Source organism: Terriglobia bacterium (assembly GCA_020072815.1).
Lineage (GTDB): Bacteria > Acidobacteriota > Terriglobia > Terriglobales > Acidobacteriaceae > Angelobacter.
Map to the genome: position 1 here is coordinate 19603 of JAIQGE010000017.1, position 24464 is coordinate 44066.

A 24464-nucleotide genomic window follows, 5' to 3' on the forward strand; every position below is an offset into this window, starting at 1 on the left:
ACATATGCATATCACTGGTATCTCGTTCGGCAAGTGGCTGGGCACATGGTTAGGATGTGCCCTGCTATGTGGGGCGCTATCCCCGGTTCTTTTGGCCCAGGCTGGACAGACCCGCCCGAAGAGCGTTGACGATGCGATCAACGAGGTCAAACAGGGACAGGTCAATCCGGTGGCCCTGCAACGCATTGCCAGGGCCGGCGCCGTGGATGCCATTCCGCTCCTTCATCAGCAATTCGAACGTACTGACGAAGACCTTCTGAAAGACGCTATAGCCAGCGCCCTGGTCAGGCTTGGTGATAAAGATCGGACCTACTGGGACTTTCTGGAAACTCACGCCCGGGAGGTGATTCAAAGCGATGTTCCCTTTCCCGTTCCGTTTGACACGCAGGGAAACACCGTAAAGAAGCAATTCGCCCAGGAATTTTTGGAGTGGGCAAAGACCAACCACATTGACCCGCAGGCAGCCGCCACGGCCCAGATGCAGACGGTCCCCGCCCAGATCAGCTTCCTGGCTGCAACCGGCGACCCAAGAGGACTGGAGTTGCTGCGGAGAGCGATGGCCTCCCGCAACTACTTTGTTCAGGCCATTGCAGCAAGAGGGTTGGCGAAGCTCCAGGATGTAGATTCCGTGCCTTTGATTATTACGGCCTGCAAGCGGGCCCCCGCGGAAGCTGCGGCGCTCATTGCGCGCTCTCTGGTGTTTTTCAACACTGCCCAGGCGCAAAGCGCGGCCGAGACTTTCATCAAAAACCGGGAAGTGCTGGACGAACTCCGCAAACTCAGTAGGGATAAGGGAGCTGACGCATTGTTCTAGGGAATTCCCCCGGTTCGATGCCCGTTAGACCGTTGGCTGAATCTGGAAAAAAGGTAGATGAAGGTGGCTATGGCACAACGCATCTTGTCCAAATCGATGAACGCCGCTGTCGTGGTCCTGGGTTTCCTGCTGGCAGCCATGGGCGTCGCAAACGCTCAACTGAACGAGAACTGTACGGTCAGCATTCTGAACCGCACTGCCCAGGCGCAGGCGGATGGCAGTTGGACCATTAGCAATATTCCCGCAGGATTCGGGCTGGTGCGGGCCAGAGCCACGTGTGTGCAGAATGGAATAACCCAGTTCGGCCAGTCGGACCTGTTTCAGATCGCGGCGAACCAGATCAACGGTTTCAACGCCAATATCAGGCTTGGAAATACAACTCCTATTCCGGTCGCTCTTACCGTGCAGGCCCCAACCACCACCCTGAGCCAGGCCGGCGCTACGGAACAGCTCACCACCACCGCAACATACGCCGATACAACCGTAAAGGATGTCACTGCCGCCGCAGCCGGCACGCAATATACGGTGAGCAATCCTGCCATTGCTACCGTCAGCGCCGGTGGCCTGGTCACCGCGGTCAGCAGTGGGACCGTAGTCATCCAGGCGGTCAACGAAGGACGGCAAGGCATTACCACGATCCGGGTGCTTGTTGCCGGGGCCTCTCATGGAGGCATTCCCGACGACTGGGCGATTGCGCACGGACTCGACCCGAATGATCCCGCGATGCCCTTTGAGGACCCGGACCACGACGGGCTGACGAACCTGCAGGAGTTTCAGAACGGCACCGATCCGCACAATCCTGATACCGACGGCGATGGCCTTACCGACGGCCAGGAAGTGCTGATCTATCACACCAGCCCGTTGCTGCTCTCTACGGACGGTACCGGCATCCCGGATGGAATCGAGGTCCAGACAGGAACCCTTGGAGGTTCGCTCACCGCCAAACTGGCCGCCGCGCTGAAGACGCTGGAAGTGAAACCCAGCACCTTCGTGCTCACTGTCAACACAATTCAGGGTCAGGCGTCCCAGCAACTGAGCGTTTTGGGTCATCTCATCGATGGCAAGACCACTCTCGACCTTACCTCCACGGCAGAAGGTACGAACTATTCTTCGAGTGATCTCACGGTCTGCAACTTTGGCTTGCCTGATGGCAACATTTTCGCGGGCTCTAACGGTTCCTGCATCATCACCGTCAGCAACAACGGCTTCAGCGCGCAGGCCACTGCAGTGGTGCGGACTTTTGCGCCCACGGCGCTGGCATTCATCAGTATTCCGGGCTTCGCCAATGGTGTGGACGTGAACGGCAACTTCGCCTTTGTGGCTGCCGGCGCTTCCGGCCTGCAAGTGGTGAATGTGAGCGATCGCAGCCATCCCGTAATCGCCGGTTCGCTGGCGCTGGCGGGCAATGCCAATGACGTCAAGCTGTCGAGCAATCTCGCCTACGTTGCCGCGGGCAGCGCGGGCGTACATATCATCGACGTTAGCAATCCGCTCGCCCCCGTCAGGTTGGGAACGCTGAGCACCGGTGCAAACGCTCTGGATATTGTGGTTCGTGGCACCAAGGCTTACGTGGCCAACGGATCAAATCTGTTGATCGCCGACGTGACGAACCCGGCCTCACCGACCCGCATATCCACCCTGCCACTGACCGGGACCATTCAGGGGCTGGACGTAGACACGCAACGCAATCTGGCGGTGGTCGCCGCCGGGACGAGTGGCATCTATACCGTCGACATGTCGAACCCTGCCGCGCCCGTTCTTCTCGGCAGGACATCTACCGGCGATGCGCGGGATGTGGCTCTCCAGGGCAACTTCGCCTTTGTTGCGGACTTCCTGAACAGCACCACGTCGGTCGATATCACGTCGCCAGCAACGCCGATTGTCCTGTCGCACATTCTCGACCCGAACCTCGGCGGATTCCTGCAGGACATCGTCCTTTCCGGCAACTTCGCTCTGGCAGCGGACGTGAAGTTCGTGAACGGCATTCCGATCACCGACATATCGGATCCGCATAACCTTACCGCGCGCGCCATCCTTAATTTCCCGCAGCGTGATGACAACGGCATGGGAATTGCCGCCGATGGCAACTTCGTGTATCTGGTCACCGAGCACAACAATCTCGGCAAGTTCGGGTCGGTGGGTGACAGCCGGCTCTACATCGGACAGTATCTGGCCCAGGTGGACAACAAAGGCATTGCTCCCACGGCGGCCATCACCTCTCCGGCTGCGGGCAGCACTGTCATTCAAGGGGCCACGCTGCCGATTACGGTCAGCGCCACAGACGATGTGGCAGTCGCGGCCGTCAACTTCCTGGTGAACGGCCAGGTGGTATTCACGGCAACCTCATCGCCTTACCAGTTCAACTTTACGGTGCCTCTCAACGTGACATCTCTCACGCTTAGCGCCACCGCAGTTGATTTGGGCGGGAACATAGGCACGGCGCCAAACGTCTTGGTCAACGTGATACCTGATCCGGGGACCACGGTCATCGGTCGTGTCCTGGACAAGAACCAAAACCCGGTCGCCGGAGCCACGGTCACAACGGTCGGTGGAAAGTCATCAACCACCGGCGTGGATGGAAGGTTCTCCATCAGCGGAGTTCCGACCGTGCAAGGCAGCATCTCAGTGAGAGCTGTTGGAACAGTGAACGGGACATCCAGAAGCGGCAACTCTGCCAGCGTGTCGCCGGTTGCGGGCGGAACCACGGACGTTGGCAACATTACCCTGGGTGGAGGCTTTATCGTCGTTGCCAATACCAACTCCAATACGGCGACGGTCATCGATCCTTCTTCAGCCCCGCCGACAGTCGTGGCAACGTTACCGACCGGTGGCAGTTTCCCAATCGGCGCTTCTGAAACCCCTGATGGAACGACCGCGCTGGTCTCGAATTTCAGCTCGGGATCTGTGACCATCATTGATCTCACCAAAACGCCGCCGGTAGTCAGGGGAAATCCCATTTCCATTGGAACGCTAACGGAAAGCACGGCTATCACCAGTGACAGCCGGTTCGCCATCACGGCGGATGGAAGCGGCTCCGCAACGAATGTTTCTGTCATTGACATCGCCAGCGGCGCCATCCTCAGCACGGTGAGCATACCGGCGACCGCCGTGGCTATTACGCCGGACAACCGGACCGTAATCCTTGGCGATGACACCAACAACCGGTTCTCGATTCTGGCGCTCTCGACGCAGGGAATTTTGACGGATACAGGAGTTCGCGTGCAGAATACGCAGGGCAACGGGCAGCGCACCCTTGCCATAGCTCCGAATGGTCATTTCGCCCTGGACACCAATCTGTCCGGTTCCATGACGATCCTCAAGATCGATCCAGTGACCGGAGTTACCATAAGGGGATCGGTTCCCCTCTGTTGCAGTCCCAGCGGCGTTACGTTCGCGCCGGACGGAAGTAAGGCCTACGTGTCCATGACCAACTCAACCGTGGCAGTGCTCAACATAGATACTGCCGATAACGTTACTGATTCGGGAATACGGATTTCCATTCCCGGTGGCACGCCGGAGACTTTTTACGGAACCCCAGGCATTGCGGTCTCGGCTGATGGCACGCGCCTATACGTCTCCAATCCGTTTTCCAATACCATCACCCTTGTCGATACAGCAACCAACGCGATTGTGGGGACCGTTCCCGTAGGTAGCGGACCCGCCGGAATTGGGGTTCCAAGATGAGCAGGCAGGCCTGCATCGCCATGAAATGGCTGCAAGGGAAAAGATCGAGCTGGGCTGGGCACGGGGGAAAAGGGAGGAATTGATCCATGAGAAGAAGCGGCGTATCTAAATCGTGGTTGGTCCCGGTGGCGGTGGTCTTGCTTGGTCTGCTATGGGCGATCTCAGCCTTTGCTGATGCCAAAGCCGACATCTCCATCAGTCCCCAGGGGGCCTGTGCCGGCGGGGGAACAACGTTTGTGATCACCAACAACAACGCGAACAGTGGCATACACGCCACGGTCACGCGGAACGATTCGCAAACCGCGACTTCCACCACGATCGATATTTCTCTCCTGGCCGGTGAACAAAAAGTCCTTGGCTGCGCTCCCCAGGGCCCGGCGGGGAATTTTCTGGTTAAGTGGCAGGTCCAGAGCGCACAGTATCAATAGGTTCTGGAAGGCGTTTTGACCGAGCCGGGAAAGAACCTGAATTCGGCAAGCTAATTCTGAAGTAAGAGGTGTAGTCTCCATGGTATCGGCCAAGGGTTCCTGCATTGCATTCGTTGTGATTGGCTTGGTCGCATCAGGCATTTCTGCCGCTGCGCAGACGCAGAAGCCGTCACGCATCGGTCGCGAAGTCGCCATTCCCCGCCACTTGCAGGACGATGAAGAATTCTCGCTGCCGCTCAAGGACTTGCTTGATTACGGCAAAAACCTCTTCATGGCGAATTGGACTGACCAGGAGGGGGCTGGACGGCCGCGGACGAAAGGAAACGGGACCGGACTAGCGGACCCTTCTCAGCCGCTGGTTGGCGCACGCGCCTGGAACCGTATCTCCGGCCCTGACGCCAATTCCTGCTATGGCTGTCACAACATGCCGTACGGCATCCCGGGAGGAGGAGGCGACTTCACCACCGGCGTTTTCGTCCTGGCCCAGCGATTTGATTTCGCTACGCTTGACCGGTCAGACTCGCTTCCTGCCAAAGGGACCGTGGACGAGGAAGGAAAGCCCGTCACCATCCAGAATATCGGCAATCTGCGGGCCACCACTTCCATGTTCGGAGCAGGATATCTGGAAATGGTCGCCCGGCAAATGACTGCCGAACTGCAGGCCATTCGCGATTCTCTTAAGTTGGGTGAAACGAAACCATTGATCGCCAAAGGAGTGTCTTTTGGAGAGCTCACCCGAAAAAAAGATGGCTCATGGGACACGAGCAAGGTAGAAGGGCTTCCGCGGGCGAGCATCGTCGCTCCCACACCCGTGGACCGTCCCAATCTGATCCTGCGGCCATGGCACCAGGCGAGCAACGTCGTCTCATTGCGCGAATTCAGCAACACAGCATTCAACCAGCACCATGGAATGCAGTCGAGTGAACGCTTTGGATTAGACAACGACCCGGACGGGGATGGCTTTAAGAATGAGTTGACGCGCGCGGACATCACCGCCGTCACCCTATTTCAGGCCACCCTGGCGGTGCCCGGTCGCGTGATTCCCAATGATCCGGAAATTGAACAGGCGGTGCTGAATGGCGAGAAGGTCTTCGACCGCGTTGGCTGCTCCTCTTGCCACGTCCCAAAATTGCCGCTCGATCATGACGGCTGGGTATTTACTGAGCCGAATCCTTACAATCCCCCCACGAATCTCCGCCTGGGAACGATAAAAAATATCAAAGTTGACTTGAACAGCCATGACCTGCCATTGCCCCGTCTTGCGCCGGACCCGGTCCGGCCCGGTGTAACCTGGGTCCCGGCATTCACGGATTTCAAGCTGCACGATATTTCCGACCCGAGCGAGGCCGGCGAACCGCTCGACCAGAACCAGACGCCCTGGACCAAACGGTTTCGTCAGGGCAACCGGCGTTTCCTGACGAAGCGCTTGTGGGGCGCTGCCAACGAACCGCCGTTCTTCCATCATGGTTTATTTACTACAATGAGGCGCGCGGTCCTGGCCCATTCTGGCGAGGCGCTTCAGTCCCGGCGTCAATTCGAGCGCCTGGACGCATACGATCAGGACTCACTGATCGAGTTTCTCAAGTCTCTCCAGGTCCTTCCACCGGGAACGGCATATTTGGTGGTAGATGAGAATTTCCGGCCAAGACAGTGGCCGCCCCCGGCGCCAAACTCGGTGAACGCAGCGACCAAAAGCTCTCGTTAGTTTGCGATGCGCGAAGTCTGTTCCAGCCAGTGACGCCGTCTGCGACTTTATGCTTTGCGGTCGAAGGTGTTTATGACATGCTGGCAGGCGATATTCCGTGACCATCGCCGGAACGCTTCTGGTTCTCAGTCCTCTGGACCTGCTTATCGGAGGGCCGAAAGGGTGGCGCACCGACTTTTATTGTTATGGTGATTCTTGGCTTCTTGTTAGTACTCGTCCTCTGCCTCTATGGGATGTGGCGACTCTCCGCCCGAACTCCAGGCCAGCTCTATAGCTGGCCAGTCGTATGGCGCTTGGCTTGTCTCATTGCCGCATTGCGCATTGCCGCTATCTGGCTAGGAATAGCTGGGCTTCAGCGTAGCGACTGGGTACAGGTTCCGGCGTATTTCCTGTTGATGGCAGGGTTGCCGGATATATATGTCGTTAGGGCAGCACGGGCCGACCCACTGCGGTGGGGGATATTCGCCAGCCTGGTACTGGCGGCTACCAGTCTCGCTTGGTCTGCCGCTTTCCTCTGGCTCGCGCAATGGCTTCGGAGCAAACCAGCCACGCGAGGTGACGCGACCTGAAAACGGTGTGTGGATAGTGACGAAAGTCCAACCTGGGTCCGGAGTAACGCAAACGGCGAAGCCCCAGCCTGCCCTACTTTGAGGTTTGCGCCACGCTGCGGAGCTTGTCCAAAGGAGTGGCGTCCGTGATCTGGTAGTCCTTATATTCGATGGTGAAATCAGCGTGGCCGCCGAGGCGTACTGAGGTAACGCTGTGATTGTGTGCAGGCAGCCAGAAATCGTTCACCTTCATGTTGACTTCTTCGATCTTGGTATCTTTGATCCAAAAAGAGGGGTTCTTCGAAGGCTGGGCCTCAATCCGCGCCACGGCAAATGCCTGGGCATCCACCCAGATGCGCCCCTCAAAGAGAAACTTGTTTTTCGTCTTCGGCTTCACACCCAGAACGTAGAACGAACCGCTGGGCGACTCTTCAAAACCCGCCAGGGTGAAGTCATAATTTTCCGCGTTGATGGCGGTATGCTTCCGGCTTTCAAAAGCCTCTTGTTCGCTTTCCAAGAGCTTCTTGAACACCCTGTTGATCAGCAGCTTGGATCCCGAGGAAGAAACCACGGTGAATTCCTTGGTGGCGGGCGAACGGTACTTAATGCTCACCACCATCTCCGCGTCTCTGGCGCCGGGAAATCCCCGGTATTCGAGACGGTAGACCCGCGTCGCTTCATAGGCACGCAGGGCGTGGGCGCGCTCCTGGTTCATCTGGACCAGGTTTTCGACCACTTGTTCCGCCGTGAGCTTGGAGCGTTGGCCTGGGGCATCGGCTTGCTGCCCCATCGCGGGCTGGTGCAACGCAACATAGAGGGAAAGGATGAGAAGAAAAACACCGGGATGGAGACGGGGCATCGTGTCAATTCTCTGGGCTTTATTTCGGGCCACTACAAACGAAGCGGGGCGTGAAACGAACAATCATTTACTTTTAAATCATGACACACGCAGACGGAACAAACTGTGCTCAATTGAACAGTTTCGTAAACCCTCTGCCCTATTCGCACTTTTGGCGCCTCGCCCGAAATTCACAAGCCGCGGCTCCCAGCTAATCATGAAGGACGATATTCAGCAGGGAACCGTGCACGCGGATTTCCCCGTTGTATTCAATAAAACCCAGCTTGCGGAAACGATTCATGAAGAAATTGACTCGCGCCCGGGTGGTGCCCACCATCTCCGCCAGCACTTCCTGGCTTATTCTGGGGATCACCGGCTCCGGTTTGCCTTCTTTGCCAAACTGCGCGAGCAGCAGAAGAATCCGGGCCAAGCGTTTTTCGCTGGAATTGAAAAGCTGGTCTACCAGGTCTTCCTGCACGCGAGCGTTGCGGGCCAGCAGGTAGGAAACGAAAATGTCAGAAAAGGTGTGTTCGCGATGCAGCACGCGTATCATCGCCGCCTTTTCAATCTTGAGCACTTCAACCTCGGTGATGGCCACGGCACTGGCGACGCGCCGCGGCTGCGAGGCTGCGATGCACTCTTCGCCCACAAAATCCCCCGGGCCGAGTATGGCGATGGTGGCTTCTTTACCGCTCTTGGAAACTACCAGGAGCTTGATCTTGCCTTTCTGGATATAAAACACAGCATTCGCAGGATCGCCCTGCGAAAATATCGCCCGTTTCTTCTGCAGACGAACAATGCTCCGTCCCAGGCCGGTTTCTGAAAGAAAGGTCTCTGGATTGAAACTGGCTCGCTTTTTCAGCGGGATATTAATGTTTTGACCCTCCCATGTTTCCCTAGAAATACATTCCTGCCGGGTAGAGCATCGCTCAAGGCCCTCTCCCCTGAAATCATAAAAAAGATACTACCTATCTGGAAGGCCCATCAAGCTTTCGTACACAGCTATTTAGGTTTGCGGAAATCGGTTGCCTTGCAAAAGCTAAAGATGCGGAAACTGTGCAAAAGAGGACAGCCTTGCAGGCAGGGCCTTATTTATATTACCCGCCAATAGCTGCGCTGCGCTCTGGAGTTTCGGTGCACCCGGCAGGACGGTTTGGGCGAACCGAGCCCCGGGTTCTGAAACTCCTGAGCGTACTACCCGGACCAACCATGAAAAAGCTCTTTTGCGGGAGCTTTTTCTTTTTAGCGATCGAAGCAAACAAAGCACGCTTGTTAGGTTGCCGGCGCAAACTCGCAAGCGACGTTGCAAAAAATAAATCGGCGGCTAGCCGGGGAGAACTTCTTGCTCCGGCTGCTTCCCTTCGGGGCGAAAACTCAAGCCGGTCCACTGTCCCAACACCAGCGCCAGGTAGGCCGGACCTAAGAGCAGATATCGGCGCCAGAGACGGCGCGGTTCCAGGCAGAGGCGGAACAACCACTCCAACCCGTGGTCTTGCATCCACTTGGGGGCCATGCGCAGCGTGCCGGCAATGAGCGGGAAGGCCGCTCCGACGGCCAGAATCGGCACGTTCAAGCGGTCGCGAAACTCGTAAGCCCAAACTTCCTGGCGGGGACAGCCCAGGCCGGCAAAAACAATCTGGGCGCCCGACTGTTTGATCCTAGCGGAGATTTGGTCCGCGGTTTCCGGGCTGATGCGAACGAACTGTGAAGGCTCCGCGCCGGCGATCTTGATTCCGGGAAAGCGCTGCCGCAGGCTGGCGCACAAGAGTGTGATGACTTCTTGCGTGCTTCCGTACAAGTAGACCGAAATACCTTCTTCGGCCGCGCGCTGGATCACGTCCAGGGTGAGGGCGGGGCCGTAAACGCGCTGGCGAAGACCAACGGAGTGGAGAAGGTTGAGCGCCCAGCGGACCGGCTGTCCGTCAGCCACGACCAGATCGAGGTGGTTCAAACGGTAGCGATGAGTGACGTCCAGTACTCCGCTCATCACCCCGTGCACCGCCAACGCGGATACTGAAAAACCGCGGCCCTGCCGGGCGGCCTCCATCACCATCTCGATGGCCGTCTGGCGGTCAATGCCGTCCACCAGCACGCCAATCAGGTTGTTTTTGGAGGAAGATTTCATGCTTGTGCTGATCGCGTCAACAAGCCCCGGCGTTCGAGTTCCTGGTCATGCATCTCGCGGAGAATGGCCGGCACGTCATATTGCAACGCGTAGCCAGGATAGTGCGACTGAAACTTCCTGATATCGCTGATCCACCAGATATGGTCGCCGGTGCGGTGCGAGGGCACATACTCCCAGGCCAGTTTGCAGCCGGAAATCTCCTGGCACAGGGCAATGGCTTCCAGCATGGAACAGTTGGAGAACCTGCCGCCGCCGATGTTGTAGACTTCCGCGGGCCGGGGCTTGGAAAAAAACATGGCGAAGGCGCGAATCAGATCAGAGCTGTGCAGGTTGTCCCGCACTTGCTTGCCATTGTATCCAAGGACCTTATACGGCGTTCCGGCCACCGTGCACTTCATCAAGTAAGCCAGAAAGCCGTGGAGTTGCGCACCGGAATGGTTGGGGCCGGTCAAGCAACCGGCGCGGAAACAAACCGTCTTCATTCCATAGTATCGGCCATACTCCTGCACCATGACGTCGGCGGCCACTTTGGAGGCGCCGAACACGCTGTGCAACGATTGGTCAATGGACATCTCTTCCGTGATTCCAAACGCGGCAAACTTGTGGTTTTTGTCCAGCTCCCAGCGCGACTCCTGCTCCACCAGCGGCAAATGGTTGGGCGAGTCGCCATAGACCTTGTTGGTGGACGTGAAAATAAACGGGGCGTCCGGACAAAACTGGCGGGTCGCTTCCAGCAGGTGCAGCGTGCCGCAAGCGTTCACTTCAAAATCAGTCATCGGCTCCAGCGCCGCCCAGTCATGCGAGGGCTGGGCCGCGGCATGGACCACCAAAGAAATGTCACGACCGAATTTCTGGAACAAGCTGAGGATGGCCTGGCGATCACGCACGTCAACCGCATAATGCCGGTAGCCTGGGACGGATGCCATCAGCTCCTTTTGCAGCCATTCGGTGGAAGCTTCCGCGCCAAAGAAATATTTGCGCATGTCATTATCTATGCCAACGATGCCGAGGCCCTGTTTGGCAAAATAACGGACCGCTTCTGACCCAACCAGCCCTGCAGAACCGGTGATGACCGCGATACTCAAGCTCCCTCCTGGGCTGAACACGCCGAAATCTTAGGCTTTCTGGCGACCATCCACATGCGATGACACAATCTGGTTAGCTAACAGTTTGACTGAGAATAACATGGAAACACGGCTACGGAACCATCTCCTGCCAAGCGGAAGTTGGGCCCGCAACGCGTGACTCAAAGCGTTCGTCGAATGAACAGAGTTGCCGCCGCAGCACGCAAGGGCCGGGCATCAACCACGCGCGGCCTGAGCCTGGCGATAAATGCTGAGGAGTATTCGCGCGCTGAAGGCCCCGGTATATTTCTCATCAAAAGACGCCAGCGCTCCTTCCCTGAGCGCGCGGAGCTGCTCAAGGTTGCGCGAACACCACTCCACTTGCGCGCGGAGAGAGGCGGCATCGCCCGGCGTGAAGTGAAAACCGTTTTTGCCCGGCACGACCATGGAAAGCATGGGGCCGATGGCCGAAGCCAGCACGGGTGTCCCCACGGCAAAGGCCTCCATAACGGTGCGGCCCATGGTCTCTTGCCACCTAGAAGGGAAAACGAGAAGCTCGGCCCGGCGCATCAAGTCCATCACTTCTGCCGGTGACTTGCTGCCCAGGTATTCGACAGCCGGGTTGGCCGGGCATGACGCGATCACCAGGTCTTTCAGCGGACCATCGCCAACGATCTTCAGCGGGACCGGCTTGCTGGCCGCTTTCCAGCCGTCAAGCATGGTGGCGATGCCCTTTTCCGGACTCAATCGCCCAACGTAAAGCGCATAGCCACCACCGCCGGCGCCGGGCGAAGGCGCAGGATCCAAAAAGTTGGGCTTCACCGCGACCTTTTCCGACGGCAAGCCGGCGGAGATGTATTTGTCGCGGGCAAATTCGGAGACGGCAATGTACATATGCACTTTGCTGGACCAGGTCCCCATCATGTTGTGCAAGCCAATCATTCCTGCCACCACCGCGCTGCCGGCACGGCTGTCACGGTAGCAGCGGTGGACAATTCCCGGCCACGGAAACGTCCTGCCCAAGCAGTCTTCACACACGTGGTTGTCGCGAAACAAAAATGAGTTGATGCAAAAAAGACGGTAGTTGTGCAAAGTCTGCACTACCGGGACCCGGCAGCGCGAAGCGGCGTAATACACAGATGGAGACCACAAGGGGAAAAAATTCTGGACGTGGAGGATGTCATAGTCGCCCGCGTGCAGTTCTTTTTCGACGCGGACGCGGGAGCGCGAAGACCACAGCGTGCCGATGGCCGTCCTAGTCCTGCCTAACTCGGCGATGGCGCTGTTGTCCTGCTCCAGCAGCGCCACCTGCTGGCCGTGTTCGCGCAGCAACGCAACATCGGCGGCGGTGGCGTGGTCTTCCCCGCCGGAGACCAGGTAACGGTTGTGAAGCATCAACACTTTCATCCAGACCTGCGTTCTCTCATAAGCTGGTGTTTTCCTTGGGCAGCTTGGCTGTACAGCCCGCCCATGCACCCTTATATAAGGACCAGACTCTACGCCAGTCGAGCCTGGCAGCGAAAAACAGGGTTCGGTAGACCATCCAGGCGCAAAAGAAAGGCATTTTGATGGGCCACAGGCGGAGGGGCAAGTGCTTGCGCGCGAAGATGATGTTGTTTCGCGCCAGGTAGAATTCGATGAACCCGCTGCGCTGGCCCTTGTCGGTGACGTAGTGCTCCTTGTGCCAAATGACGGCTTGCGGGACGTACATGCCTTTGTATCCGGCCTGCACCGCCCGCAGGGACCACTCAATATCTTCGTAAAAGTGAAAATAAACTTCTTCGAACACGCCGATGCGGCGCACCACTTCCGCCTTGGCCAGCAGCGCGCATCCGGAAAGAAACGTCACTTCGCGAAGCTGGTCAAATGAGCCGTCATCACGCTGGCGAAGCCCGACGATCTTGGGGAACAATCTCCAGCGCTTGTGGATGCCTCCGGCATAGTTCAGGCGGGCAGGAGGATCAAAGAAATAAATTTTGGGGTTCAAGAGGCCGATCCGGTGGTCGCTCTCAGCAACGCGCATCATCTGGCTGAGAAAATCCGGAGCAACAACCGTGTCATTGTTCAGCAGCAGCACGTAGTCGGCGCCGCGGCTGAGGGCGTTGCGCATGCCCACGTTACAGCCGGCGGCAAATCCCAGGTTGACTTGGTTGCGGACCAGCAGGATTTCAGGGGCCGCTTCCGCAAGCTGGTCAGCGGACGAATCCGCCGAGCCGTTGTCCACCACCACCACTTCGTAATTGCGGTAGTCCAGCTTGCGCAGAGACTTCAGACAATCCAGGGTCACCGCAAAACTGTTCCAGTTAAGAATAATGATGCTCACCCTGGGCTCGCGCGCCAGCGTGGCTCCCTGGTTCGGCGGCGGAAATGTCACGATTGTGAGCGCTCCCTCATTTGTGCTGATGGCTGTGGGCAATATTACACCCGCACAACGCGAGAGCCTTGCGGATGGAACCCTGACGGTAATTTGGCGTAGGGCGACGGGCGGCGGGCAAGTCGCGCGCTCGAGCGTTGTAGCAGTTTCCGCCAAGATGATTTACAAAGATGGTGCACCAGACGCCAGCATCGCCGACAAAAAGGAAGCCTTCAGCCATGATCAAGCACATACTTCTCTGCGTCGCTTTATCAGGATTCGGTTCGCAGACACTGATCGCGCAGGACGCGGCTGCGAAGCCAGAATCGGCCAAGGGCCAGGACGCTGCCGCCGGCAAAGCCAAGACCCAGGCGGAGAGCGGTGAGCGCCATGAGTTTGTGATCGCCAATTTCAAGACTGAAAGCGGAGTCACGCTGCCCCAGGCGCGCGTGGTCTACGGAACGTACGGCCGTCTGAACGCGGCGAAGGACAACGTGGTGCTGCTGCCGTCGCACTACATGGCGGACTTTCACGGTTACGAGTGGCTGATCGGACCGGACAAGGCTCTAGACACTTCCAAACTCTTTCTGGTGGCGACGGAGTTGTTCGGCAATGGACACTCGTCGTCGCCCAGCAACACGCCGGAGCCGTTTCACGGCCCGCGCTTTCCGGTGACGACGATTCGCGACAACGTGGAGGCTGTCCACCGGCTGCTGACCGAAGAATTGAAGATCACGCACGTGCGGGCGATCGTCGGGTTTTCCATGGGCGCGCAGCAGGCGTTCCAGTGGGCGGTGAGTTATCCGGCGTTCGCTGACCGCATTGTGGCCACCTGCGGCACCGCGAAGACTTACTATCACGGCGTGGTGCGGCTGGAAGGGCAGATCGCCGCAATCACGACGGACGCGGCCTTCCAGAACGGCGACTACACGGCCCAGCCGAAGAAAGGCCTGGAGGCCTTTGGCGTGGTGTGGACGGCGTGGCTGTTCTCGCAGGAATGGTGGCGCAAGGAACTGTGGCGCGAGGTGTCACCGCCGGGCACCACGTTTGAGCAGACGCTGAATGAGTTCCGCACCAATTTCATCCCCGGCGCCGACGCCAACAACCTGATCCTGCAGGCGCGCACGTGGGAGAAGCACGACGTGGGCTCCACGCCGGGCTTTAATGGCGACGCGGAGAAGGCGTTACGGTCCATCAAAGTTCCCTTCCTTTATATGCCGTCAGAAACCGATCTGTACTTTCCCGTGGGCGATGCCCGCTACGAAGCGGGATTCATGTCCACTGTTACGCTGGCGCCGATTCCCTCGCTGTGGGGACACACCGCTGGCGCCGCTCCCAACCCCGCGGATGGAAAGTTTCTGAATGAGACGATCGGGAAATTTCTGGCGGGCGGGCGATAGCAGATGGGTATAACCCGTGTCATGCTCTCCTTGTGAAGACGACGATCTCGTTACTTGACAACCTTTGCCGCCTAGCGGAGGCTGCTGCCCGCAAGCTGAAGATGTGGCGCAGCCAATTGGGAGGCACAGCCATCGCAGAGTTCTTGGAACGCCGCCAGACCAACACAATTACGAAACGTCTGAATGAAATCTATTCCGCCGAACCAGCCAAGCTCGACCCTGCGCTGCATTCCGCCCAGTTGAAATCTCTTGAAACAGATTCATGGTAGGAGCCTTGTTACCGGCTGTTGAAAGTTGTAAGACGTTGGGCCCCTCGCCGCGACAAACCCTCCGCCCCTCCTTTAGAATGAACGGTCGCTTCCCTGGGTTCGATTCCAGATTCGTTGACCAACGCGTCTCCCTTTAAATATGCCATCTGCCGAAAACGGTTCGAAAAAATACGACGTAATTGTGATCGGCGGCGGCCACAACGGCCTGGTCAACGCCGCTTATCTCGCACGCGCGGGAAAGAAAGTGCTGGTGCTGGAGCGCCGTCATGTGCTGGGCGGGGCCGCGGTGACGGAGGAAATTTTTCCCGGCTTCAAGTTCTCCGTGTGCTCTTACGTGGTTTCTCTGTTGCGGCCGGAGATCATCCGCGACCTGGACCTTCCCCGCCACGGACTGGAGATCCTGCCGCTGGACGGCACGTTTACGCCGATGCCCAATGCCGACTACTTGTGGCGCGTGAACGACCACGGCAAAACGCATCGCGAGATCGCACGCCACTCCAAGGTTGACGCGGAAGCGTACGACGAATTCGGCAAAGCCATGCAGGCCATGTGCCGCTTTGTGAAGCCGATCCTGAGCATGGTGCCGCCTGATCCGGCCACGCTCAATCCGCGCGAGCTGATGAAGATGCTGTTCATCGGCAAACGGTTTCAGGGCCTGACCAGCGAAGACAAGTACAACCAGGTGCAGCTCATGACCATGAGCGCCATTGATTTCCTGGACCAATGGTTTGAGACCGATGTGCTCAAGGCGACGATGTCCGCGTCGGGCATCATCGGGACGTTTCTCGGCGTGCGCTCGCCCGGCACGGCGTACGTTCTGCTGCATCACTACATGGGCGAGATTGACGGGGCTTTCCGTTCGTGGGGCTTCGCCCGCGGAGGCACCGGGGCAATCTCCAACGCCATTGCCGACGCGGCACGCGAAGCAGGGGTGGAGATTCGCACACAGGCGCCCATCGCCAAGATCATCGTGAAGAACAATCGCGCGCAGGGTGTAGCGCTGCAGAACGGCGACGAAATTTACGGCGACGTGATCTCCTCCAGCGTTGATCCGCGGCTTACGTTCATCAAATTCATTGAAGAGAGCCTGCTTCCGGGCGAATTTCTAGAAGACATCCGGCGTTACAAATTTCGCGGGTCGTCGGGGAAAGTGAACATCGCGCTGGACGCGCTGCCGGACTTCAAGTGTCTTCCCGGCCCGGGCGCGCATCTGCGCGGCGCGATTTCCGTTTCGCCCAGCGTGGAATACATGGAACGCGCGTACGACGACGCCAAGTACGGCAACTTTTCGCGGCGTCCTTACATAGATATGGTGATCCCGTCGCTCACGGACCCGTCGGTGGCGCCGCCGGGCAAGCACGTGATGTCCTGTTTTGTGCAGTACGCGCCGTACAAGCTGCGCCCGGGCCTCGACTGGGACGAGCAGCGCGAAGCCTTTGGCAACAACGTGATTGATACCATCGCCGAGTACGCACCGAATATCAAGAACATCATCCTGAACACACAGGTGCTAACGCCGCTGGACCTGGAGCGCGACTTCGGCCTGAGCGAAGGCAACATCTTCCAGGGCGAGCTCTCGCTGGAGCAGCTTTTCTTCCTGCGTCCCGTGCCAGGCTACGCGCAGTTCCGCACACCCATCAAGAACCTTTATATGTGCGGATCCGCCACGCATCCCGGCGGCGGCATCATGGGCGCTCCCGGACGGCTGGCCGCGCTGGAGATCCTAAAAGACGTTGGCGGCAAAGACGTGAAGATAAACGCCGTGAAAGGTGCCAGCTAGTCTTCAATCTATGGCCATGACTCGCGATGTCATCATTGTCGGCGGCGGCCACAACGGCCTGGTGACTGCTTTTTATCTGGCCAAAGCCGGGTTCAATCCACTGGTGCTGGAACGCCGCGCGCAAACCGGCGGCGCGGCCATCACGGAAGAATTTCATCCCGGCTTCCGCTGCTCCACGCTGGCCCACGCGGCTGGCCCGTTGTTGCCGGAAGTGTTGCGCGACATGCAACTGGAGCGGCACGGCCTGAAGCTGATCACGCCCGACGTCGGCGTGACTGCGCTGCATCCCGACGGCCGCGCGCTGGCCCTCTACAACGACATCAAACGCGCCGCAGAGGAGATTGGAAAGTTCTCCGCGAGAGACGCAGCCAAGTATCCGGAGTTTCAGGAGTCGTTGCGAAAGATCGGCAGCGTGATTGGCCAGGCGCTGAAGCTTACGCCGCCCAACATTGACGATCCCAGCCGCACCGACCTGTGGGCGATGCTCACCACCGGACGCGCCCTGCGCAAACTGGGCAAGCGCGACATGTATCGCGTGCTGCGCTGGGGGCCGATGGCCGTGGCCGACCTGGTGGCCGAATACTTCGAGACCGAGCTTTTGCGCGCCACCGTGGCCGCGCGCGGAATCTTTGGCACGGCGATGGGACCATGGTCGGCGGGAAGCAGCCTGGTATTGCTGATCCGTGCGGCGGGCGATTCGCATCCCGCAGGCGCTGCCAGCTTTGCCGCAGGCGGCATGGGCGCGGTAACGCAAGCCATGACCGCAGCCGCAAAGGAAGCCGGAGCGGAAATTCGCACCGGCGCGGAAGTGAAAGAGGTCCGCGTAAAAGATGGCGCAGCCACCAGCGTTATGCTGGCCGATGGCGAAGAGATCATCGCCAAGGCAATCATCTCCAACGCTGATCCGCGGCGCACGCTGCTCAAGCTGGTGGACCCGACTCATCTGACGCCCGACTTTGTGATGAAGCTGCAGAACGTACGCATGGCGGGGACCGTGGCCAAAGTTAACTTGGCGCTCTCCTCGCTGCCTAAGTTCACTGCTTTGGCGAATGCGAACAACGACGATGCCCTCCGCGGCCGCATACACATTGGCCCGGAGATTGATTACCTGGAGCGCGCGTTTGACGAATCCAAATACGGCGACTTCTCGCGGCATCCTTATTTGGAAGTGGCGCTTCCCTCACTTACGGATTCGTCGCTGGCGCCCGCGGGCCAGCATGTGATGTCGCTCTACGTGCAGTACGCTCCTTACAAGCTCAAAGGCGCAGATTGGAACCAGCAGCGCACGGCGCTGGGCGAAACGGTGATCAAGAAGCTGGCGGAGTATGCACCCAATGTGAGTTCAGCCATCGTCGGCCAGCAGGTGATCACGCCTAAGGACCTGGAAGAAACCTATGGTCTCACCGGCGGACACATCTTCCATGGCGAACTGGCGTTGGACCAGTTCTTCACCATGCGTCCGCTGCTGGACTGGGCGCAGTATCGCACGCCGATCAAAAACCTGTATTTATGCGGCTCGGGGACACATCCCGGCGCGGGATTAACGGGCGGCTCGGGCATGAATGCGGCGAGAGAGATTGTAAAGGAGTTACGGAAATAAAATCGTCATGGCAGATTGCCAAAATTGCCATAATCGCCGGAATTGCCAAAATTGAAATAAAATCGAACCATCAGAGTTCGTTGGTTTTCATTTGTCAATTTTGGTAATCCAGTCACTGATCACCCGATCTCTTGAGGGTTCCTGATGTCTTCTTACTCCAACACGCGTCCTGAAGTCTCCGTCTCTGAAGCGATGACGCTGCCGCAGCGCTATTACACAGAACCTGAGTGGTTCCAGCGCGAGATGGAGGCCATCCACTTTGACATGTGGCTGTGCGCGGGACGCGTGGGCCAGATCGCGAATGCCGGCGACTACTTTGTCCGCAATATCGCCAACGCCAGTGTGATTGTTGTCCGCGACGAGCAGAGCGGTGTGCGGGCGTTCCACAATGTATGCCGCCATCGCGGCACGCTGCTGTGTTCCGAACATGAAGGCAAGTTTGCCGGACGGATCCAATGCCAGTATCACGCATGGACGTACAAGCTGGACGGCACGCTGGCCAACGCCCCGCACATGGAGAAAGCTCAGGGCTTCCGCGAGGCTGATTATCCGTTGAATTCGGTGGCCGCAGAGATCTGGGACGGCCACATCTTCATCAACCTTGCCGCGCGGCCTATGCCCTTCGCGGAACATCTTGCGGGGCTCGGCAAAAAGTTCCGCCCGTGGCGCATGGAAGAACTGCAGCTGGTCGAACGGCGCGTGTACCAGCTCAAAGCCAATTGGAAGCTGATCATCCAGAATTATTCCGAGTGCCTGCACTGCCCCATTGTTCATCCGCTGCTGAACAAGCAGTCGCACTACATGAGCGGGGACAACGAGCCGCCGCAGCCGACGTATCTCGGCGGGCGCATGGACCTGCGGGAAGGCGTGAAGACCCTGACCATGGACGGAACGACGAGCCGCTGTTCGCTGCCGAGCCTCAGCAGCAGCGACCAGCGCCACGTCTACTACTACTGCCTGTTGCCCAACTTCTTTCTCAACCTGCATCCCGACTACATGCTGACGTTCACCATGTGGCCCAAGGCCGTGGACCAGACGGAGATCATCTGCGAGTGGCACTTCCATCCTGACGAAATCAAGAAACCCGATTTCAATCCGTGGGACGCCATCGAGTTCTGGGACATCACCAACAGGCAGGACTGGGCGCTTTCCGACATGGCGCAGCAAGGCATCAGTTCCAAGGGCTATCAGCCAGGGCCGTACTCCAATCGCGAGGAGCTGTTGGTTGCGCTGGACCGGTTTGTGCTGGAACGCGTCAATCGCCAGAGAGCGATTGAGTAACGCGGCCGAGATCAGGCCTGAACCCATCGCAGCAACGTTCGGCACTGCGCGAGCGGCACGAAGGAGCCCAGGGCAGAAATGCATAAAGAACTGGTCAGTGCGTTGCGCACCGCAGCCGCCAAACTCAACGTCGGCGCCGCTACGCCGCTAACGGACGGCCCCTGCGACGACAGCAAAGAACTGGCCAGCTACATTGCCGCTGCCGCGGAGCAAATCGAAAAAGGGAATTTGGAATTCTGGCCCGAACTCCAGCGTATCTTCGCGCCCACCAGCGCCTGGGACGACGCTGGCGGCGCAGCCACGCTCGGCAACCAAATCTTCGCGATGCTGCAAGAGAGTTCTGCCGCGTCACAGACTGGATCGCGCACAGAGCATGCGGCTGGAGAGCAACCACGGCCGCGGTGGAACGTGGATCGCGACCGCCTCAGACTCGCCGTCGAAGGAGACACTGACGGTCTGCGCGTGCCGCTTCCCTTCTTTGATCGGGCGCAGTTCCAGCGGTTTGTCGCCGACCTGGAAGACACGCTTCTCTCGGAAGGAATTAGCGACGCCGCCGTCATGCAGATTGGCCCAGGCACCACGGGCTGGAGCGGCAACCCGCAGCGTTACTTCGATTACATGGAGCGCGGCGGCACCGACAAAGGATGGTTCGAGTACGGCGCGTGGAAACCTGGCACAGACACCGACTTTGTCATCTTCAGCGACCATGCGCTCGTTCAGGCCATGGAAGTCATGGAACACAACCCGCAGGTTGACAGAACGCACCAGCTATTCAACAACGGCGAGGCCCCGACGCAAGCCAACAAAGCAGGCAGACCGGGATTTGCCAATGCTCCTCTCGGCGCCAAGCTCCTGCAGTTGGCCTTGCGCTGGAACCAGGAGATTTACGGAACTCCCAATCCCCCGGCCGGAGGCTTCGATTTCAAACTCAACTTGGATATAGACCTCACGACGCACTCGCCGGCCTTGGCCGTGTATCGCGGACCGGAGTGCGCCGCGCGCGAGCAACGCAGAACGGCCGACCGCAAATGATCGCGCTGGAAAGAACGACAATGGACTTCCGTTTCGAAAGCGATCTCCCGCTCGCCGGCATGAAGCGCGCCCTCAGCGTTCCCGGCAGGCATGAGTGGATTTTCGGCGACTCGGAGTGGCACGGCGATTATCTGGGAGGCAGCATCACTGCGGAAGCAGTGGCGCGCATCTATCCGACGAAGAGGCAGACGCTCTTCCACGTTAGTCTGCGCTTTGTCACCGGCACCGGCGAGCCGCATGCCGAAGCCAAGCTGCGCGAAGCAGAACGAGCATTGCTCGACCAGGTCCTTCCCGCGATTCAGGCGCGCAATGCCCAGCCGGCCGAGCCTCTGGGATGAATGGTTGGCTGACAGGTTCAGAACTTCGCCAAACTCTCCATCGCCTTATACATATCCTCTGATTGCGGCAGGATCACGTCTTCCAGAATCGGCTGGTAGGCGACGAACGTATCCGTCGCGGCCACGCGGCGAACCGGCGCGTCCAGGTCTTCAAACAGTTCGTCGGCGATGCGGGCAGCGATCTCCGCTCCGTAGCCCCAGCTCAGCATGTCTTCATGGGCCACAATCACGCGGCTGGTCTTGCGGACGGACGTGGCAATCGCCTCCCAGTCGTAAGGGCTCAGAGTGCGCAGGTCAATCAGCTCCACGCTCACGTTCTGCTCGCGTTCGATCTTCTGCGCCGCCTGCAGCGCGCGGGGAACCGTAGCGCCGTAGGTAATCACCGTGAGGTCTGTGCCTTCTTTGACGGTCTTGGCTTTGCCGAACGGAACCATGTAGTCGGCGCCGGGATAGGGCGAGCGGCCAAAGGTTTCGCGGTAGAGACGCTTGTGCTCCAGGAACAGCACGGGATCGTCACAGCGAATCGCGGTGCGCAGCAGGCCGTTGGCATCCAGCGCGTTCGACGGGAAGCAGACGCGAATTCCCGGCGTGTGTGTGAAAATGCTCTCGCCGCATTGCGAGTGATAAATAGCGCCGCCCGTGAGATAACCGCCAATGGCCACGCGGACCACCGCCGGGCAGGAAAAGTTTCCGTTGGAGCGCCAGCGGATTAGCGGCATTTCATTGCGCAATTGGTGCATCGCGGGCCAAATGTAATCAAAGAACTGGATTTCAACGACCGGCTTGAGCCCGCGCGTCCCCAGGCCAATGGCCCGGCCCACAATGTTGGCCTCCGCCAGCGGCGAGTTGAATACGCGATCGCCGCCAAACTCGGTTTGCAGTCCCGCGGTCAGCTTGAAGACGCCGCCCTTGCCTTTGACCTGTTTCTGCTTGAGATACTCTTCGCGGCTGCAGTCGGCGATATCTTCGCCAAACAGGACAATACGTTCGTCGCGCCGCATTTCATCTTTCAAACAGGCGTTGATCAGGTCAGCCATGGTCTTTTCCGCGCCCTCCAGCTTTGGCTCGGACGCCATGGTGCTCGGATCAAGGTCTTCGGAGTACACATGCCGGTAAATGGAGTCGGTCGCCGGGAAGGCGGCATGCTCGGCGCGTTCGGACGCCGCGGCAACTTCGTCTTCCACGGATTTTTCCAGCTTATTGATGCCGGCTTCATCCAAAATATTTTCCCGCACCAGAAAGAGCTGCATGCGGGTGATGGGATCGCGCTTGGCGTCTTTGTCGCGCTCGGATTCAGGGCGATACTGCCGCTCGTCGTCTGACAGCGAATGCGAATACGGACGGATCACGTGCCCGTGCACCAGCGCCGGCCCTTTACCCGAGCGGCAATAATCCGCGGCGCGCTTGCACGCGGCGTAAGCGACGATGGGATCAGTGCCGTCACACTCTTCGACCAAAAGATTTGGCAGATTGCGCACCAGGTGGGAGATGTTGCCGCCCGCGGTCTGCACTTCCACCGGCACGGAGATGGCGTAGCCGTTGTCTTCAATCACAAACATTACCGGCAGCTTCAGGTTGCAGGCCGAGTTCAGGGCTTCCCAGAACTCGCCTTCGCTGGTGGTGCCGTCGCCGGCGGAGCAGTAAACCATTTCGTCGCCGTGGAACATCACGTCTTTGAACTGGCGATAATCGCCGGCCTTCTTCTCGGCGATTTCCGGATGCTTGCTGAAATATCTTCCAGCCTCCGCGCATCCCACGGATTGCAGAAACTGCGTGCCCGTCGGCGACGACTGGGTGACGATGTTCAGCTTCTTGTTGCCCCAGTGGGAAGGCATCTGGCGTCCGCCGGAAGCCGGATCGTCGGCCGCGCCCACGGCTTGCGCCAGCATTTCATACGGCGTTACGCCCAGGGCCAGACACAGCGCGCGGTCGCGATAATAAGGATAGAACCAGTCGTATGCCGGCTTCATGGCCATGGCCGACGCCACGTTCAGCGCCTCGTGCCCCGCGCCGGAAATCTGGAAGAAGATTTTCTGCTGGCGCTTGAGCAGGATTTCGCGGTCGTCCAGCTTGCGTGAGAGATACATCACGCGATAAATCTCCACCAGTTGCTGGCGAGTCAGTCCTTCGTAGGTCTTTTCCGTCTTCTTTTCAGGCGTCTTTCCAGCCGCGGCAGGGGCTTCGGCCACTGCGGAGGCATGCTTCTTGGTGTCAGCCTTGGTTTCAGCCTTAGTGAGGGCCATGGGGCTCCTTTTAGCTTGGGTTGGCACAGAACGGCTTGGGCGCCGCTGAAGTACTCACCATTCTAAATCTTCCCGCAGGCCGCGATATACTGAAAAAGGGTGCTTGCTGGAAAAATGATTCGTAAGAACCGCGCCATCCCGGCCCACCAAATTCGGCTTCTCATCTTTGACCTGGACGGGACCCTGGTGGATTCGCGCCTGGACCTGTCCAACTCCGTCAACGCCATGCTGCGCCATTACGGCAAGCCTGAGCTGCCCTGCGACGTGATTGCCAGTTATATCGGCAACGGCGCTCCCATGCTGGTGCGGCGGTCGCTGGGCGATCCGGACGACGAAAGCTTTGTCCAGGAGGCCCTGTTGTATTTCATGGGCTACTATCGCGAACACAAGCTGGACAACACTTATGTTTACGATGGCGTCATCGCCGCTCTGGACGCCATCCGCGCCAGCCATGACGGTCAGCGCCAGGCCGCCAGCCGCGAAGCTTCCCGGGGAATCGCCGGGCGATATGGGTTGCAACATCTGGCAAGCCAGTACAGCCTGGGCGAATTGAAGATGGCGGTGTTGAGCAACAAGCCTGTTGGCCCGTCCAAAGGCATTGTTGACGCGTTGGGCCTGGGAAAATATTTCTTTCAGGTTTACGGCGGCAACAGCTTTCATACCAAAAAGCCCGACCCCGCCGGCGTACAGGCGTTGCTTTCTGAAGCCGAAGCCCACGAGGAAGAGACGGTCATCATCGGCGACTCAGACGTGGACATGATCACCGCGCGCAACGCCGGGATTTATTCCGTCGGCGTGACCTACGGCCTGGCGCCGCACACCCTGGAAGACGCTCCGCCCGACGTGCTGGTGGACCATCCGAAAGAACTGGCCGACGTTCTGGGAAACCGCGAGCAGGCAAGGCTGGAATTCAAGGCGGAGTAGCCCGTACGCCGGCCACCATCGTCGTGACCACCGCAAAT

Annotated in this window: 19 protein-coding genes; 12 read left to right on the forward strand and 7 right to left on the reverse strand. The window is 58.8% G+C overall.

Features of this window, described 5'->3' with window-relative positions:
- The first annotated feature begins 4 nt into the window (after window positions 1–4).
- The 4 genes from LAO20_18715 to LAO20_18730 all read left to right on the forward strand — a co-directional run bounded on the left by LAO20_18715 (window position 5) and on the right by LAO20_18730 (window position 6631).
- Window positions 5–814 (forward strand): hypothetical protein, encoded by an 810-nt coding sequence (locus LAO20_18715; GenBank protein ID MBZ5533466.1) that lies wholly within the window; start codon window positions 5–7, stop codon window positions 812–814.
- Window positions 815–883: 69 nt separating this feature from the next.
- Window positions 884–4498, forward strand: coding sequence for a beta-propeller fold lactonase family protein (locus LAO20_18720; GenBank protein ID MBZ5533467.1), 3615 nt, complete (start codon window positions 884–886; stop codon window positions 4496–4498).
- Window positions 4499–4584: 86 nt separating this feature from the next.
- The gene (locus LAO20_18725) at window positions 4585–4926 is read left to right on the forward strand and encodes a hypothetical protein (GenBank protein MBZ5533468.1); all 342 of its coding nucleotides are present in this window, start codon (window positions 4585–4587) and stop codon (window positions 4924–4926) included.
- Between the two features lie 79 nt (window positions 4927–5005).
- On the forward strand, window positions 5006–6631 hold the full coding sequence (locus LAO20_18730; GenBank protein ID MBZ5533469.1) for a thiol oxidoreductase: 1626 nt from the start codon (window positions 5006–5008) through the stop codon (window positions 6629–6631).
- Window positions 6632–7273: 642 nt separating this feature from the next.
- On the opposite strand, the gene LAO20_18735 is transcribed toward LAO20_18730, so the two are convergent.
- The 6 genes from LAO20_18735 to LAO20_18760 all read right to left on the reverse strand — a co-directional run bounded on the left by LAO20_18735 (window position 7274) and on the right by LAO20_18760 (window position 13580).
- A complete protein-coding gene (locus LAO20_18735; GenBank protein ID MBZ5533470.1) occupies window positions 7274–8038 on the reverse strand; it encodes a hypothetical protein in 765 nt (254 codons plus the stop codon).
- Window positions 8039–8228: 190 nt separating this feature from the next.
- Window positions 8229–8885: a Crp/Fnr family transcriptional regulator gene (locus LAO20_18740; protein ID MBZ5533471.1), complete on the reverse strand. Its 657-nt coding sequence runs from the start codon at window positions 8883–8885 to the stop codon at window positions 8229–8231.
- A 456-nt stretch (window positions 8886–9341) separates the two neighbouring features.
- Window positions 9342–10142 (reverse strand): WecB/TagA/CpsF family glycosyltransferase, encoded by an 801-nt coding sequence (locus tag LAO20_18745; protein ID MBZ5533472.1) that lies wholly within the window; start codon window positions 10140–10142, stop codon window positions 9342–9344.
- On the reverse strand, window positions 10139–11227 hold the full coding sequence (locus LAO20_18750) for an NAD-dependent epimerase/dehydratase family protein (GenBank protein MBZ5533473.1): 1089 nt from the start codon (window positions 11225–11227) through the stop codon (window positions 10139–10141). Before LAO20_18750 ends, LAO20_18745 begins: the two co-directional genes overlap by 4 nt.
- Window positions 11228–11443: 216 nt before the next feature.
- Entirely contained in the window at window positions 11444–12613 is a 1170-nt protein-coding gene (locus LAO20_18755) for a glycosyltransferase (GenBank protein ID MBZ5533474.1), read from the reverse strand.
- A 16-nt stretch (window positions 12614–12629) separates the two neighbouring features.
- A complete protein-coding gene (locus LAO20_18760) occupies window positions 12630–13580 on the reverse strand; it encodes a glycosyltransferase family 2 protein (GenBank protein ID MBZ5533475.1) in 951 nt (316 codons plus the stop codon).
- Between the two features lie 218 nt (window positions 13581–13798).
- Here LAO20_18760 and LAO20_18765 point away from each other — a divergent pair, with 218 nt between their 5' ends.
- The 7 genes from LAO20_18765 (at window position 13799) to LAO20_18795 (ending at window position 21259) form a co-directional block, all read left to right on the forward strand.
- Window positions 13799–14959 (forward strand): alpha/beta fold hydrolase, encoded by a 1161-nt coding sequence (locus LAO20_18765; GenBank protein ID MBZ5533476.1) that lies wholly within the window; start codon window positions 13799–13801, stop codon window positions 14957–14959.
- A gap of 32 nt (window positions 14960–14991) precedes the next feature.
- Window positions 14992–15228 carry a hypothetical protein gene (locus tag LAO20_18770; protein ID MBZ5533477.1) on the forward strand — a complete coding sequence of 79 codons (237 nt, stop codon included), beginning with the start codon at window positions 14992–14994 and terminating at the stop codon, window positions 15226–15228.
- 139 nt (window positions 15229–15367) lie between these two features.
- Window positions 15368–17008: an NAD(P)/FAD-dependent oxidoreductase gene (locus LAO20_18775; GenBank protein ID MBZ5533478.1), complete on the forward strand. Its 1641-nt coding sequence runs from the start codon at window positions 15368–15370 to the stop codon at window positions 17006–17008.
- A 10-nt stretch (window positions 17009–17018) separates the two neighbouring features.
- The gene (locus LAO20_18780; protein MBZ5533479.1) at window positions 17019–18608 is read left to right on the forward strand and encodes an NAD(P)/FAD-dependent oxidoreductase; all 1590 of its coding nucleotides are present in this window, start codon (window positions 17019–17021) and stop codon (window positions 18606–18608) included.
- Window positions 18609–18752: 144 nt separating this feature from the next.
- A complete protein-coding gene (locus LAO20_18785; GenBank protein MBZ5533480.1) occupies window positions 18753–19889 on the forward strand; it encodes an aromatic ring-hydroxylating dioxygenase subunit alpha in 1137 nt (378 codons plus the stop codon).
- A 78-nt stretch (window positions 19890–19967) separates the two neighbouring features.
- The gene (locus LAO20_18790; protein MBZ5533481.1) at window positions 19968–20921 is read left to right on the forward strand and encodes a hypothetical protein; all 954 of its coding nucleotides are present in this window, start codon (window positions 19968–19970) and stop codon (window positions 20919–20921) included.
- 20 nt (window positions 20922–20941) lie between these two features.
- Window positions 20942–21259 (forward strand): hypothetical protein, encoded by a 318-nt coding sequence (locus LAO20_18795; GenBank protein ID MBZ5533482.1) that lies wholly within the window; start codon window positions 20942–20944, stop codon window positions 21257–21259.
- A 17-nt stretch (window positions 21260–21276) separates the two neighbouring features.
- Here the strand turns inward: LAO20_18795 and LAO20_18800 are convergent, their stop codons facing one another.
- Window positions 21277–23502, reverse strand: a complete 2226-nt coding sequence (locus tag LAO20_18800) for a dehydrogenase (protein ID MBZ5533483.1) — start codon at window positions 23500–23502, stop codon at window positions 21277–21279.
- Between the two features lie 114 nt (window positions 23503–23616).
- Between LAO20_18800 and LAO20_18805 the strand changes: the two genes are divergently transcribed.
- A complete protein-coding gene (locus tag LAO20_18805; protein MBZ5533484.1) occupies window positions 23617–24426 on the forward strand; it encodes an HAD-IA family hydrolase in 810 nt (269 codons plus the stop codon).
- Window positions 24427–24464 lie beyond the last annotated feature (38 nt).

Bases quoted from the DNA above. Each gene is read 5' to 3' on its own strand.
- LAO20_18745 (MBZ5533472.1), bottom strand. From the start codon at position 10,142: ATGAAATCTTCCTCCAAAAACAACCTGATTGGCGTGCTGGTGGACGGC.
- LAO20_18720 (MBZ5533467.1), top strand. From the start codon at position 884: ATGGCACAACGCATCTTGTCCAAATCGATGAACGCCGCTGTCGTGGTC.
- LAO20_18715 (MBZ5533466.1), top strand. From the start codon at position 5: ATGCATATCACTGGTATCTCGTTCGGCAAGTGGCTGGGCACATGGTTA.
- LAO20_18800 (MBZ5533483.1), bottom strand. From the start codon at position 23,502: ATGGCCCTCACTAAGGCTGAAACCAAGGCTGACACCAAGAAGCATGCC.
- LAO20_18775 (MBZ5533478.1), top strand. From the start codon at position 15,368: ATGCCATCTGCCGAAAACGGTTCGAAAAAATACGACGTAATTGTGATC.
- LAO20_18790 (MBZ5533481.1), top strand. From the start codon at position 19,968: ATGCATAAAGAACTGGTCAGTGCGTTGCGCACCGCAGCCGCCAAACTC.
- LAO20_18780 (MBZ5533479.1), top strand. From the start codon at position 17,019: ATGGCCATGACTCGCGATGTCATCATTGTCGGCGGCGGCCACAACGGC.
- LAO20_18755 (MBZ5533474.1), bottom strand. From the start codon at position 12,613: ATGAAAGTGTTGATGCTTCACAACCGTTACCTGGTCTCCGGCGGGGAA.
- LAO20_18785 (MBZ5533480.1), top strand. From the start codon at position 18,753: ATGTCTTCTTACTCCAACACGCGTCCTGAAGTCTCCGTCTCTGAAGCG.
- LAO20_18805 (MBZ5533484.1), top strand. From the start codon at position 23,617: ATGATTCGTAAGAACCGCGCCATCCCGGCCCACCAAATTCGGCTTCTC.
- LAO20_18725 (MBZ5533468.1), top strand. From the start codon at position 4,585: ATGAGAAGAAGCGGCGTATCTAAATCGTGGTTGGTCCCGGTGGCGGTG.
- LAO20_18735 (MBZ5533470.1), bottom strand. From the start codon at position 8,038: ATGCCCCGTCTCCATCCCGGTGTTTTTCTTCTCATCCTTTCCCTCTAT.
- LAO20_18795 (MBZ5533482.1), top strand. From the start codon at position 20,942: ATGGACTTCCGTTTCGAAAGCGATCTCCCGCTCGCCGGCATGAAGCGC.
- LAO20_18765 (MBZ5533476.1), top strand. From the start codon at position 13,799: ATGATCAAGCACATACTTCTCTGCGTCGCTTTATCAGGATTCGGTTCG.
- LAO20_18730 (MBZ5533469.1), top strand. From the start codon at position 5,006: ATGGTATCGGCCAAGGGTTCCTGCATTGCATTCGTTGTGATTGGCTTG.